This window comes from Clostridium tertium (assembly GCF_017873245.1).
GTDB lineage: Bacteria > Bacillota > Clostridia > Clostridiales > Clostridiaceae > Clostridium > Clostridium tertium.
This window is the reverse complement of record NZ_JAGGJY010000029.1, coordinates 1-13,544: the sequence shown is the minus strand read 5'-3', so window position 1 is coordinate 13,544 and position 13,544 is coordinate 1. Positions and strand designations below refer to the sequence as shown.

Annotated in this window: 12 protein-coding genes, 3 tRNA genes and 1 rRNA gene; 13 read left to right on the top strand and 3 right to left on the bottom strand. The window is 27.8% G+C overall.

The window, feature by feature from the left end; translation table 11 throughout:
- From rrf to J2Z25_RS18275, 6 genes are all read left to right on the top strand, one after another.
- Window positions 1-95 (top strand): 5S ribosomal RNA (gene rrf / locus J2Z25_RS18300); the annotation flags it as partial.
- 5 nt (window positions 96-100) lie between these two features.
- A tRNA-Ile gene (locus tag J2Z25_RS18295) sits at window positions 101-177 on the top strand.
- Window positions 178-182: 5 nt separating this feature from the next.
- Window positions 183-258 (top strand) — tRNA-Ala (locus J2Z25_RS18290).
- A 239-nt stretch (window positions 259-497) separates the two neighbouring features.
- Entirely contained in the window at window positions 498-662 is a 165-nt protein-coding gene (locus tag J2Z25_RS18285) for a hypothetical protein (RefSeq protein ID WP_195624680.1), read from the top strand.
- Window positions 663-808: 146 nt separating this feature from the next.
- Entirely contained in the window at window positions 809-1,252 is a 444-nt protein-coding gene (locus tag J2Z25_RS18280; protein ID WP_008681318.1) for a hypothetical protein, read from the top strand.
- Between the two features lie 68 nt (window positions 1,253-1,320).
- The gene (locus tag J2Z25_RS18275; RefSeq protein ID WP_195624681.1) at window positions 1,321-1,761 is read left to right on the top strand and encodes a VanZ family protein; all 441 of its coding nucleotides are present in this window, start codon (window positions 1,321-1,323) and stop codon (window positions 1,759-1,761) included.
- A gap of 56 nt (window positions 1,762-1,817) precedes the next feature.
- On the opposite strand, the gene cls is transcribed toward J2Z25_RS18275, so the two are convergent.
- On the bottom strand, window positions 1,818-3,275 hold the full coding sequence (cls, locus tag J2Z25_RS18270; RefSeq protein WP_207745231.1) for a cardiolipin synthase: 1,458 nt from the start codon (window positions 3,273-3,275) through the stop codon (window positions 1,818-1,820).
- Between the two features lie 298 nt (window positions 3,276-3,573).
- Between cls and J2Z25_RS18265 the strand changes: the two genes are divergently transcribed.
- From J2Z25_RS18265 to J2Z25_RS18245, 5 genes are all read left to right on the top strand, one after another.
- Window positions 3,574-5,115 carry an AbgT family transporter gene (locus tag J2Z25_RS18265; protein ID WP_195624682.1) on the top strand — a complete coding sequence of 514 codons (1,542 nt, stop codon included), beginning with the start codon at window positions 3,574-3,576 and terminating at the stop codon, window positions 5,113-5,115.
- A 635-nt stretch (window positions 5,116-5,750) separates the two neighbouring features.
- The gene (fusA, locus tag J2Z25_RS18260) at window positions 5,751-7,826 is read left to right on the top strand and encodes an elongation factor G (RefSeq protein ID WP_209741547.1); all 2,076 of its coding nucleotides are present in this window, start codon (window positions 5,751-5,753) and stop codon (window positions 7,824-7,826) included.
- Window positions 7,827-7,923: 97 nt separating this feature from the next.
- A complete protein-coding gene (locus tag J2Z25_RS18255; RefSeq protein WP_008681327.1) occupies window positions 7,924-8,160 on the top strand; it encodes a hypothetical protein in 237 nt (78 codons plus the stop codon).
- A 285-nt stretch (window positions 8,161-8,445) separates the two neighbouring features.
- Window positions 8,446-9,681, top strand: a complete 1,236-nt coding sequence (locus J2Z25_RS18250) for a competence/damage-inducible protein A (protein WP_209741546.1) — start codon at window positions 8,446-8,448, stop codon at window positions 9,679-9,681.
- A gap of 214 nt (window positions 9,682-9,895) precedes the next feature.
- Complete coding sequence (locus J2Z25_RS18245) at window positions 9,896-10,843, top strand: CPBP family intramembrane glutamic endopeptidase (protein WP_209741545.1); 948 nt, start codon at window positions 9,896-9,898, stop codon at window positions 10,841-10,843.
- Between the two features lie 36 nt (window positions 10,844-10,879).
- On the opposite strand, the gene J2Z25_RS18240 is transcribed toward J2Z25_RS18245, so the two are convergent.
- Window positions 10,880-11,236: a hypothetical protein gene (locus J2Z25_RS18240; RefSeq protein ID WP_245173530.1), complete on the bottom strand. Its 357-nt coding sequence runs from the start codon at window positions 11,234-11,236 to the stop codon at window positions 10,880-10,882.
- Window positions 11,237-11,468: 232 nt separating this feature from the next.
- Here J2Z25_RS18240 and J2Z25_RS18235 point away from each other — a divergent pair.
- Together J2Z25_RS18235 and J2Z25_RS18230 are read left to right on the top strand one after the other, a co-directional pair.
- A tRNA-Phe gene (locus J2Z25_RS18235) sits at window positions 11,469-11,544 on the top strand.
- A 556-nt stretch (window positions 11,545-12,100) separates the two neighbouring features.
- Window positions 12,101-12,298, top strand: a complete 198-nt coding sequence (locus J2Z25_RS18230) for a hypothetical protein (protein ID WP_008681336.1) — start codon at window positions 12,101-12,103, stop codon at window positions 12,296-12,298.
- Between the two features lie 29 nt (window positions 12,299-12,327).
- Here J2Z25_RS18230 and J2Z25_RS18225 read toward each other — a convergent pair whose 3' ends face one another.
- Window positions 12,328-13,005 (bottom strand): uracil-DNA glycosylase, encoded by a 678-nt coding sequence (locus tag J2Z25_RS18225; RefSeq protein WP_209741544.1) that lies wholly within the window; start codon window positions 13,003-13,005, stop codon window positions 12,328-12,330.
- Window positions 13,006-13,544: the final 539 nt, after the last annotated feature.

Sequence of the window (13,544 nt, the reverse complement as noted above, 5' to 3'; positions counted from 1 at the left end):
AAACACTCCTTTCCATTCCGAACAGGAAAGTTAAGCTCTACAGCGTCGATGGTACTGCATGGGCGACTGTGTGGGAGAGTAGAACGTTGCCAGGTATTATGGATCTTTAGCTCAGTTGGTTAGAGCAACCGGCTCATAACCGGTAGGTCCGGGGTTCGAGTCCCTGAAGGTCCACCATATTTGGGGGTATAGCTCAGTTGGGAGAGCACTTGCCTTGCACGCAAGGGGTCAAGGGTTCGAATCCCTTTACCTCCACCAAAAGAAGTTATGTTATCATAACTTCTTTTTTTATAACTTAAAATTACAAGGAATATTTCAAGCTATTTAATAATAATATAATATATGGATATAGTTTCTAAATGTCGAAAAAGTTTTAAAAATTTCTAAAATTTTAATTAGGAATAGAATGAAAAATAATATATAATTAATATATGATAAACTATTTAATTTTTAATGTAAAAGTTTTAAGGTCTTATCCTTAGATGGGGAGTGTTGGTATGGGTAAGAAGGATGAGTTAGAGCAAAAATTAATAAAATTAAAATTAGAAAAGCGAGAATTAGTATTAGCCGGTAAGAATACAAGTAGGATAGATGAGCTTATAAAAGAAGTAGAAGTAGCATTAAAGGAAGCAGATGAATTTTGTAATAGTGAAAATATTTAATAGACCTAACTTATAAGTTTAGGTCTATTTTACTTTTTACAATATATGTAGTTGAAATTAATATAAATAATAAGAATAAAGTTATATAGTTTAGCATATTAAATTATAGAAGGGTATTCTTTCTAAATGAGGAGGGGGATTAGGAAATGATAAGAACTTTTGTATGCGAAAAAGATGGATGTAGTGGAAATAAATTTTTTTTAGAAAGTGAAGAAGATAACTTGCATTTAATTTGTGCTCAGTGTAAGTCAAAATATGATATTGATGTAAGTAATCAAGATTTTATAATGTTACCTAATTGTTCTAACTGTAATAATGATACATTCAAAATATTTAGAGATGCTGAAAAGAAGGGGATATATGCTAAGTGCTCTAAATGTGGGGCTGTTCCAGAAAAAATTTATGTGGATTCTGATGGAGTACAAGTTTCATATGAGGCTAAATTATTAAATGATATAAAGCAAATAATGAATTTGGTAGAACAAAGAATATATAACCTAGAAGTTAATGTTAAAGATTTAGAAAGAGGTCAAAGTATGCTAGAACAATCACTAGCATATATTAATAGATATTTGGTTGAAAAAGATTGATACAAAAGAATAAAGTATTTTATTATATAAAAAAATTAAATATATTTAATTAACATAGGGAGAGAGTAATGAATAAAAACAAGAAGATGATATCGTGGATTATGCTGATAGCTTGTATGGGAATAATATTTTTTATGTCACATCAACCAGGTGAGGTTTCTAGTAGCCAAAGTGAATTAGTTTTAAAAATTTTTAGCTTTCTTGGAATAGAATTAAATCAATATTTTGGTGAGCTAGCAACTTTAGTAATTAGAAAGACTGCACACTTCTCAGAATATCTAATATTATTTTTATTTGCATATAATGTGAGTAGATTTTATTTCACTACTAAAAAAGCTAGATTATATTCAATAATCTTTGTATTTTTATATGCGAGTACAGATGAATTTCATCAATATTTTATTCCAGGGAGAAACATGGCATTTAAGGATGTATTAATTGATACTTCCGGAGGTGTTATTGGTTATTTAATAATGAAGATAGTAGAGATAGTAAAATTAAATAAGTAAAATATAATTTTTATTTAATGCTATAAAAGGATATTCAATAATACTTGGATATCCTTTTATAGTATTGAAGAAAGAAGTCTAGAAATTCCATCTATTAATTTATTAGTTAAAGATCTGGATTCATACTCTTTTAAGTTAAACTCTGTACAAGATATTAATAAATCAGAAAAGATTTTATTAAATTCTTGAGTTATACCTTCATCATATATTAGTGTATTGATCTCATAATTTAATTCAAAACTCCTTATATCCATATTTGCTGTTCCTATGGTACATATTTTTTTATCTACAGTTAAGATTTTAGAATGAATGAATCCTGAATTATTATATAAATAAACTTTAACTCCAGCCCTTACTAGTTCAGCTAAGTAAGTTTGAGAGGCTTTATTTACAGTAAAATGATCAGCTTTTTTAGGAAAGATTAATGAAATTTTAATACCACTTAATGAAGCTATTTTTAAAGAATCCATCAAGCCTTCAGATGGTATAAAATAGGGTGTTATTATATTAATACTTTCTTTAGCAGTACTAATCATTTTTATAAAGCATTGAAGGATACTAGGGAATTCAGAATCGGGTCCACTTTTTATTAATTGCATTGGTATATTGCCACTAAATTTATTATTTTTAAAATAATTCTCAATATTTGCTAAGGTTAAAATTTGCTCATTATTATATTTTTTTATACTTGAAAAATCATCTAAGAAAACTGATTGTAAACCAAGTACACAGTCACCTTCAATCATTATATGACAATCCTTCCAATCCCCTAATTTTCCTAACCCTAGATATTCATCTCCTATATTAATTCCGCCTAGGAATGCTATAGTTCCATCTATAACTACTATTTTTCTATGATTTCTATAATTCACTTGAGTATTAATTAATCTAAAAAAGGGAGCTAACACATAAGAGTAAAATGCAACATCAACTCCAGCATTTTTTAAATCTTTAATATATCGAGAGCTTAACTTTATAGATCCCATCTTATCGATTATAAATTTCACCTTTATGCCTTCTTTAGATTTTTTTATCAATATATCTTTTATTTCATTTCCGATATTATCATTTTTAACAATATAGTACTCTAAATGAATATGATCCTTTGCTTCTAATAACTTACTTTTTAAAATTTCAAATTTGCTAGCTCCGCCATCTAAAATGGTAATAGTATTATTTACAAAGAGTGGAGAAGATGAATTTGATACTAGTAAATTTATAATGGGTTCATATTCATTGGTTATATTATATTTATTTAATAACGAAGGAGTAATTAAGTTACTAACCTTTTGCCGTGATTTTTTATCTAACGTATTTACTTTCCAATTCCTACCTAAAAGCACAAAAAGAATTAATCCAAGAGGGGGAAATATAATTAAAATTAATATCCATGATAAAGTTTTTTCAGGTCGCTTCTTTGCAAATATAATTAATATAAGTATTATAAAGAGATTTATTATTAATGATAGATAAAAAATTATATTAAATGCAATTATATCAAAAACCTCCTTCAAAAAAATAATTCCATATTATATATTATTGACTAAAATGTAGAATTTAATGAATTAGAAAACAATATAGAAATACTTATATAATAATTATATATTTTCAAATTAATAATATATTTTATAAAAGTTTAATAATTCAAATGTAGCATTTTTAATAAATTTTAATTAAATACATATAAAATCTTGCAAAAAGGTTATTATGACTATATAATAGTTATAGAATTGAGTGAAAAATATGTAAAATGAAATATAAAGATGTAGAAAAATTTACTATTATGTATTTACTATTTAAGGGGGATAACGAATGAGATCAAAAGATAAAAGTACTAACTCGAGCAAGGGTATCTTATCCGCAATAGAAAGAGTTGGTAATAAGCTACCTCATCCAGCAACTATATTTGTAATTCTTTGTGCAATTATAGTAGTGGTTTCAGCGATAATGGCTAAAATGGGGGTATCTGTAACATATACAGGATTAGATAGAAGCACAATGGAAATAAAAGAAATGACTGCTTCTGTTGTTAGTTTGCTTACTCCAGAAGGAATTAGGTATATGTTCACATCAGCAGTAAGTAATTTTACTAGTTTTGCTCCTCTTGGAACAGTTCTAGTAGCATTATTAGGAGTTGGTGTTGCGGAAGGGACAGGCCTTATAGGAACTTTATTAACAAAGCTAGTTACAAGTACTCCTAAAAGATTAATCACAGTAGTAGTAGTATTTGCAGGTGTTATGTCAAGTATAGCATCAGATGCAGGATATGTAGTTTTAGTACCTTTAGGTGCTATTGTTTTCTTAAGCTTTGGAAGACATCCAATGGCTGGGTTAGCTGCAGCTTTTGCAGGAGTATCAGGTGGATATAGTGCAAACTTATTAGCAGGACCAACTGATGCATTATTAGCAGGGATTTCTACAGAAGGTGCTAAGTTATTTTCAGATTCAGCATCTGTAGGGGCCGCTGATAACTGGTATTTTATATTTGTATCAACTTTTGTAATAACAATTATAGGTACAATTGTCACTGAAAAAATAGTTGAACCAAAGCTTGGTGAGTACAAAGGTGATGAAAAGGCAACTATATCTGAGATAACTCCTGAACAAAAAAGAGGATTAAAATTTGCTGGAATTGCAATTTTAATATTTTTAGCATTAATTAGCATATGTTTACTTCCAAATGGAGTTCTAAGAAATCCAGAAACTAATGAAATTCTTAAATCACCTTTTATGGATTCTATAGTTCTTATAATATCTTTATTATTCTTTATTCCTGGTGTAGCGTATGGAGTTGGATGCAAAACAGTTAGAAATGATAAAGATGTAATTAGTCTTATGGGAAAAAGTATGTCGACAATGGGAGGATACATAGTATTAGTATTCTTTGCGGCGCAGTTTGTTCAATATTTTAGTTATACTAATATCGGTATAGTAATAGCTGTTAATGGAGCTAACTTCTTAGAAGGAGCTGGATTCACTGGTATTCCGCTAATAGTATCTTTTGTATTACTTACAGCATTTATAAATCTATTCATGGGATCAGCTTCAGCTAAATGGGCAATAATGGCTCCTGTATTTATACCAATGTTGATGAAACTAGGTAATTCACCAGCATTAGTGCAAATGGCATATAGAATAGGTGATTCTACTACAAATATAATATCTCCACTAATGAGTTACTTTGCATTAATAGTAGCATTTGCAGAAAAGTATGATAAAAAATCGGGGGTAGGAACATTAATAACTACAATGGTACCATATTCAATTGCATTCTTAATTGGATGGACAATATTGCTAATAATATGGTTTATATTTAACTTACCTTTAGGACCTGGTGTCGGAGTAATGATGTAAATCTTATAATAGAATGAATTTATATATTAAAAGAACTATATTTATAGACTGTAATTGTCTTAATATAGTTCTTTTGCTTTTAAAATATTATAACTAATGTTGGAACAATATATTATATATATATTTCAAACAAATTATAAAATTAGTAGTACAGAGATAACTAATAAAGAGAACTCTTTTATTAAGTTGAGTATGAATTATTTTGTATTATTAATTAATTTTATTGGTAATAGGTTACATGCATTTAAGAAGTAAAAAAATTATATATATATATGAATAACCATAAATAATATGTCAACAATTAAGATAACAGAAGGTGTAGCTATAATATAAATTATAGGTGCACTTTTTTGTACTTAATCCTATATGCAAAGCATAAAAATAAATATATAATAGAATGAAAATAAATAATCTGAATATTCTGGAAAAGAAAAATCCTTTATGGTATTCTATAATTAATAAAATACAATAAAGAAATTACCCGAACTTAGGATGTTTTATTAGAGCAAGTTATAAACCAGAGATTTAAAATTTATAAACATAGGAATTTGATAAGAAAACTAATTCAAAAATTATTTAGATTTTAAATGAAAGGTGGTGTAATCATAATATTATATTAAATATTATGAGATTGTATGAAAAATTACACAATAAAAAATTTAAGAAATATTGGTCTAATAGGTCATGGAGCATCAGGAAAAACATCTTTAGTGGAAGCTTTACTTTTTAATACTGGTAATACTGATAGGTTAGGAAGAGTAGAAGACGGAACAACAGTTACAGATTTTGATCAAGAAGAAAAAAAGAGGGGAATTTCATTATCAGTTTCCATTGCTCCGATAGAAGCAGATGAAACAAAAATAAATTTAGTAGATATACCAGGATATTTTGATTTTTCAGGAGAACTAATACAAGGAATGAGAGCTGTAGATGTAGCAACTATAGTTGTATGTGGTGTATCAGGAGTTCAGGTAGGAACAGAAAAGGCATGGGATTATTGCAATAAAATAAAACTACCAAGAACATTTTTTATTAATAAGTTAGATAGAGAAAATTCAAGTTATGATAAAACTTTAGCCCAATTAAAAGAAAAATTCGGAATTAGTGTAGTTCCAATTCAATATCCTATAGGAACAGAAGAGGACTTCAAAGGAGTAGTTAATGTTATATCAAAAAGAGTTAGAATCCATGATCCCAAAACTAATAAAATTCAAGAAATGGATGCTCCAGAAGAGCTGTTAGAGAAAATAGATGAATGTAAAAGAATGATTATGGAGGCTGTTGCCGAAACTAGTGAAGAACTTTTAGATAAATATTTTAGTGAAGGTGAATTAAGTGATGAAGAAATATATAATGGACTTATAGAAGGATGCGCAAGTGGAGAAATAGCACCGGTAATGTGCGGAAGTGCTTCAAAAGTTATAGGTATGAGATGTTTTTTAGAAGATGTAGTAGAATGCTTTCCATCACCTAAATATTCAATTCCACAAAAAGCAATAAATACACAAAATAGTGAAGAGGTTTTCATAGGGCTGGATGAAAATAAGCCATTTTCAGCATTAGTTTTTAAAACTATAGCAGATCCTTTTGTAGGTAAAATATCATTATTTAGAGTTATAACAGGAAAACTTTCAAATGAGGTTACTGTTATTAATAGCAATAAGGATAAAACAGAGAAATTAGCAAATGTATTTTTCATGAGAGGTAAAAATCAGATACCGACGAAGGAGGTTGTGGCTGGAGATATAGCTGCTGTTGCAAAGCTACAATATACTGAAACAGGAGATACCTTGTGTGATATAAATAATAAAGTTATATATGATAAAATGAACTTCCCTAAGCCAGCAATATCGATGGCTGTATTACCAAAAGCTAAGGGAGATGAGGATAAAATATCAGCAGCATTACAAAGGTTATTAGAAGAAGACCCAACATTCACAATAACACGGGATACAGAAAATGCCGAAACTATAATATCTGGAGTTGGTGAAACCCATTTAGATGTAATAGCTAGTAGGTTGAGAAATAAATTTGGGGCAGAAGTTATATTAAGACTTCCTAAGATACCATATAGAGAAACAATAAAAGGAATTGCTGATGTTCAAGGTAAACATAAAAAGCAATCAGGTGGACATGGACAATACGGAGATGTAAAAATAAAGTTTGAGCCAAGAAAAGATGGAGAAAGTGATCTTGAGTTTGTAGATAATGTTGTAGGCGGGGTTGTACCAAGAAACTTTATACCTGCAGTAGAAAAAGGTCTTAGAGAATGTATTGAAAAAGGTGTTTTAGCTGGATATCCAGTAGTTGGATTAAGAGCAATACTTCATGATGGGTCTTATCATCCAGTAGATTCTTCAGAAATGGCTTTTAAAATGGCTACTTCTATTGCATATAAGAAGGGGCTTGAACAAGCAAAGGCTATTTTATTAGAACCTATTATGCACGTGGAGATATTTATTCCAGATGAATACATGGGAGATGTCATTGGGGATATAAATAAGAGAAGAGGAAGAGTTTTAGGAATGGAGCCAGATGGAAATCTACAAAAAATTATTGCAGAAGTTCCTTTAGCAGAAATGTTTAAGTATTCCACTGATTTGAGGTCAATGACTCAAGCAAGAGGAAGCTTTACAAGTGAAATTGAAAGATATGAGGAAGTTCCTGAATTAGAGGTTAAAAAAATAATAGAGGAATCTAGAAAAAATTAACTTTTGGCATAGTGAATAAATGAGAGATTAATGAGAAAAAATAAAATAAATGTTATAGAGAATATCTTAAACAAAAGAAAAACGTTGGAGGGATACTATGCCAGATTATAAGATGGATGTAAATGGGGGATTAGGTCTTAGTGATTATAGTAATATATTTGACTATATGGGGGTTGTAGATAGAAATGATAATTTTACAATAACATTAGATAGTGTTGACAAAAATGATATTAACATCATTACATCTATGCTTAAAGATAGCAATTTCTCAATATTAGATGAAGGGGTTAATCAAACAGGAAAATATTATATAAATGCTAATAAACAGAAGTAAATAAAAGGCTATTAATCTATCGATTAGTAGTCTTTTATAATTTATGGTAAAATATTTAATATGTATGTTTTAGTTTATAATCTAAATAACTAAAATTAAGAGTATATTAAATGTTTAATATACTAATTCCAATAAAGTAGTAAAAATAAAAAAATAAATTATTTAATTTTTATATAATTTATTAAAATACTAACTTTATTTATATACAATCAATGCTTAGATATTTTATTAAAATATTAAGTTTTCATTATAGGTTATATAAATAAACTATATAGGAGGAATAAAATGAAAGCAGAAATAATAGCAATTGGAACAGAAATACTTTTAGGAGATATAGTTAATACAAATGCACAGTTTTTAGCTAAGGAGTTAGCAGCTTTAGGAATAGATGTATATCATCAAAGTGTTATTGGTGATAACGAGGAGAGAATAATAGAATCATTTGAAAAAGCTTTTGAAAGATGTGATTTAGTTATTACAACAGGCGGGTTAGGACCAACACAGGATGATTTAACTAAAGAATTAGGAGCAAAATATTTTAATAAAAAATTGGTGCTTCATGAACCTTCTTTAGACTGGATTAAAACATATTTAGATATGAAAGATGAGGCTATAGTAGAAGCAAATAAAAAGCAAGCATATTTTCCAGAAGGATCTATTATATTACCTAATCCTAATGGGACAGCACCTGGATCTATAGTATCTGAAAATAATAAGATTTTAATAATTTTACCAGGCCCTCCAAGAGAAATGAAACCAATGTTTAATGATCATGTTAAAAAATACTTAGAAGGCATAACAGGAGAGATTATAAAATCTAAAATCTTAAGATTATTTGGTATAGGTGAAAGCCTTATGGCGCAAAAATTAAACAACTTAATTCAAAATAGTAAAAATCCTACAGTAGCGCCATACGCAAAAGATAATGATGTAACATTAAGAATTACAGCTAAGGGAAATAGTGAAAAAGAATGTGATGATTTAATAAATCCTGTAGATAAAGAAATAAAAGATGCACTTGGAGAGTATATATATGGAGAAGGTGAAACTTCTCTAGAAAATGTTGTTTCAGAAATATTATGCAATAACAAATTAAGTGTTTCGACTGCAGAATCATGTACAGGTGGTATGATTGCTGCAAGTTTAATTTCATATCCTGGAATATCAGATGTATTTAAGGAGGGGGCTGTAACTTATTCGAATGAATCTAAAATGAAGAGGCTTGGAGTTAGAAAAGAAACTTTAGATAGATATGGAGCAGTAAGTGAAGAAACAGCAAGAGAAATGGCAATAGGTATAGCTAGAGAGGCTAATACTGATATTTCAATTTCTACTACAGGAATAGCAGGACCAGGTGGTGGAACAGATGAAAAGCCAGTTGGATTGGTTTATATAGGAGTATTTATTAAAGGGAAAGTTGTTGTAAATAAATTTAATTTTACTGGAAATAGAGAAAGAATTAGAAGAAAAACTACTATGAATGCACTGAATATTTTAAGAAAAGAGTTGTTGAAAATATAAGACTAAAAAGGGGATAAAATAATCCCCTTCTATACTTTTAAGTAAGTTGGGGATTATTTCTGTATATAAATAAAATGGGGGAGAGGCGATTAACTGTGGAAGCCTTCTCGCTTCATTATAATTATGTCCATTAAATTAATAAGTTATACAATATTTATAATAAATTTATAGTAAAAGAATAAAATATTAAGAAGCCAAAAGAAAGGATATGGATATGACAAAAGTTTTTAAAGCAAATATGTATTTTTTAATTATATTACTGATAGAAATATTTGGTCCATTATTATTAAGACCATTTTATCTTGTACTTGGATTAAGTGATACAAGAATTATATTATTTTTAAATCATGTAATATTATTTTTACTACCAGCAGTTATATATATAATTGCAACAAAGTCTTCTTTCAAGGAAACTCTTAAATTAAACAAGTTACATTGGCAAGATACGCTTTTAATTATACTGTTAGCATTTGTAGTTCAACCAATAATGACGTTCTTCTCGTTAATTGCAACATTTTTCTTTAATAATGAAATTGGATCGTTTATATCAGAAATAACATCAACTCCATATGTATTTCTATTAGCATTAGTAGCACTACTTCCAGCAATAACAGAGGAAGTAACAATAAGGGGAATAGTACTTTCGGGTTATGAAAATAAAAATAAATACGTATCAGCTATAGTAACAGGATTATTTTTTGGTATTCTTCATTTAGATCCACAACAATTTTTATATGCAGCAGTATTGGGATTTATATTGGCATTAGTAGTGAGAGTAACAAATAGTATATTTTCATCAATGATAATGCACTTTATTATAAATGGAACATCAGTAACTATGGCAAAATTAGTAGATTATATTACTAAGGGATTACCAGTTACTAATCAAAGTGCGGAATTAACGCTTAAAAATATATCATCATCAGAAAAATTAGTTTTATTTATAATGTATGGTGCTATAGCAGTAACATTTTCAATATTTGTTTTTCTTATAATATACTGGCTGGAAAAGCTTAATTCAAAAAGAAGAGTTCAAAATTATAATTATAGAGCTCAGGAAGCATCAGAAACAGTTGAAAGGAAGGATAGGATAATAAATATTCCATTCATACTATCAATAGGAATATATATCTTTTTTATGATTAGAACTGTTGCATTATAAAAAAAGTTAGGAGAATGTTGCTCCTAACTTTTCTATTTAATTTGATTTAGATATAGAAGCCGATTCGCTATAAAACATTGATACATCTTTAGAATTAATCCATCCCCTACAGTTTATACAGTTATCAATAGGTAGATTAACGTAATACCAAGTTTGATTATTTGATTCAGCCGAATCTAAAACTGATACTTCCATACGTATATTTGTTTTTCTAATTATCTGAGAAGAATCCAGTGGTGCTATATATAACTTAGAATCAGTATTTATTATTCCAGTTTTATAAGAGGGTGTAATAAATCTAATAGATAAATTATTATTGGCTTTTTTAGGTACATCATATTTGTTTCTTATGTTATTATATTGGTGTGAAGTAATCATTAATTGTTTTCTCATTAATTCTAATTTTTTTTCATAATAAAAATAAAGCACTATCAAGGATAGTATTAGTATAATAAATAATATATATTTCATAAAGCACTCCTATTAATACTATATTTTATTATATTTCTATGTTTTTATAAAAATAACTTAAATTTAATATTCTTTATAGATTAAAAATATTAATTAAAAAAATAATAAAAACGTTGACATATTATAAAAAATTATATAAAATATAAATCGTTAAGGCTCGATAGCTCAGTCGGTAGAGCAGAGGACTGAAAATCCTCGTGTCCCTGGTTCGATTCCTGGTCGAGCCACCAGGAAAGCTAACTAATTAATTAGTTAGCTTTTTTTATGTGTATGAATATGTGTATGAAAATATAAAACTTAAAGTTTTGAAGTTGTGATTATATAGAATATTAGTATTTTAGTTACCAAAAAGTGTATTGGTTTTATACATTTGCGTTTAGCTTCCAAGTAGATATATAAGGTTACATTGATAACAAGTAAAGTAATACAGTAAGCAAATTTATATAGGTATATATTTTGTTACATTATTAAGATAAATCACTATGAAATAATACATAATATAGGATACGTAATTATTATATCTAAATCGGTAATTACTAAGAAAAATAGAATCCCTATTAGATTGAAATATATGAATATTTGTTACGTAAAAATAAACCTATAAAAAGGTTGTTTAAAATAAATTAAGATGTATAAAATAACTCTTTACAAGTTAAGGAATAATGGATATAATATTATTATAATTAATTATACTTTAAGTTTTAGTTAAGAAATATTTAAGAAGTAAGTATTAGAATAAATGTATAGGGATTTGATTTATAAGATTTTAATATGTAAGGAGTGTTAATGTTGGAAAAGTTAGTTTTATCTGATCAAGATTATGATTATTTAGCAAAGGGGATAGCGGTAGGAGCAGGAATTGGTATATTGCTAGGCTTTTTTATCGATAATATAATATTAACATTTTCAGCATGCTCAGTTATAGGAATAATTTCATCGCTAGGATATTCATTTTATAAGAAGTCAAAAAGTAAATTTAATTAAAATAAAAAGGCACAGGTGGTGCCTTTTATTTATATATTTTCTATTTGCCAGTTTATAGGCTTTTTATTAATAGATTTTAAAAATTCATTTGTCTTAGAAAATGGTTTACTTCCAAAGAAACCCCTATAAGCTGAAAGTGGGCTTGGATGTGGGGAATTAATTATAAAATGCTTCTTATTTGTTATAAGTTTGCTTTTAGCTATTGCAGGATTGCCCCATAAAATAAATACAATAGGATCTTCTCTTTTATTAAGTAAAGAAATAATTTGATCTGTTAGCATTTCCCATCCCATATTCCTATGAGAATTTGCTTCATGAGCTCTAACCGTTAGTACTGTATTTAACAGTAATACGCCTTGATCAGTCCAGCTTTTTAGAAAGCCATTATTTGGTATGTAGCATCCTAGATCATCATGCAGTTCTTTATAAATATTAATTAAAGAAGGGGGAACCTTAACTCCCTTATTAACAGAAAAAGAAAGACCGTGAGCTTGATTTGGACCGTGATAAGGATCTTGCCCAAGTATAACAACCTTAACATCCTTGTATGCAGTAAATTTTAATGCATTGAAAATATCATTCATATCAGGATAGATAGTTTTTGATTTATACTCTGATATTAAAAATCGCCTAAGATTTTGATAATAATCCTTTTCAAACTCATCTTGTAATAATTGTTGCCAATCATTATTTAATATATTTCTCAAAGTATCACCTCCATATATAGTATTCGGTTATTAATTCAATACTATTAATAATTATTTTTCACTTAAAAAGAATATTTTATTTTTAAAACACTTAATAAATGAAAAGAAATTATATCTTAATAATAATATATATATTACATTTTTGGAATATATTAAGATTAACTAGGCACAAACGTTACCTAGAATATCTTTATAAGTAAATTAGATTAAAATAAAGGATAATAAAGAAAATATAATATAAATATGAATAAAAAAGATAATAATAGAAATACTAAAGATTGAAAGATGATATTATGTAAATCGTTCCTTGTGAATGCAGTGATTTCCAACAAGATAACTTGAAAAAAGTTAAAAAACATTGTTGACAATGAGATGCATAAGTGATAAGATAAGGAAGTCGCTTAAGGGCGATGAAGAAAATGGTCTTTGAAAATTGAACAGAATATAAGTTAAGTAAACAAACCAGCAATTCTTTTAGACGTCTTAACATTAAGACTCAAAGTAATTTGAGCAAAGATTAAACTTTTTATTGAGAGTTT

Bases quoted from the DNA above. Each gene is read 5' to 3' on its own strand.
- J2Z25_RS18285 (WP_195624680.1), top strand. From the start codon at position 498: ATGGGTAAGAAGGATGAGTTAGAGCAAAAATTAATAAAATTAAAATTA.
- J2Z25_RS18280 (WP_008681318.1), top strand. From the start codon at position 809: ATGATAAGAACTTTTGTATGCGAAAAAGATGGATGTAGTGGAAATAAA.
- J2Z25_RS18275 (WP_195624681.1), top strand. From the start codon at position 1,321: ATGAATAAAAACAAGAAGATGATATCGTGGATTATGCTGATAGCTTGT.
- J2Z25_RS18265 (WP_195624682.1), top strand. From the start codon at position 3,574: ATGAGATCAAAAGATAAAAGTACTAACTCGAGCAAGGGTATCTTATCC.
- fusA (WP_209741547.1), top strand. From the start codon at position 5,751: ATGAAAAATTACACAATAAAAAATTTAAGAAATATTGGTCTAATAGGT.
- J2Z25_RS18255 (WP_008681327.1), top strand. From the start codon at position 7,924: ATGCCAGATTATAAGATGGATGTAAATGGGGGATTAGGTCTTAGTGAT.
- J2Z25_RS18250 (WP_209741546.1), top strand. From the start codon at position 8,446: ATGAAAGCAGAAATAATAGCAATTGGAACAGAAATACTTTTAGGAGAT.
- J2Z25_RS18245 (WP_209741545.1), top strand. From the start codon at position 9,896: ATGACAAAAGTTTTTAAAGCAAATATGTATTTTTTAATTATATTACTG.
- J2Z25_RS18240 (WP_245173530.1), bottom strand. From the start codon at position 11,236: ATGAGAAAACAATTAATGATTACTTCACACCAATATAATAACATAAGA.
- J2Z25_RS18230 (WP_008681336.1), top strand. From the start codon at position 12,101: ATGTTGGAAAAGTTAGTTTTATCTGATCAAGATTATGATTATTTAGCA.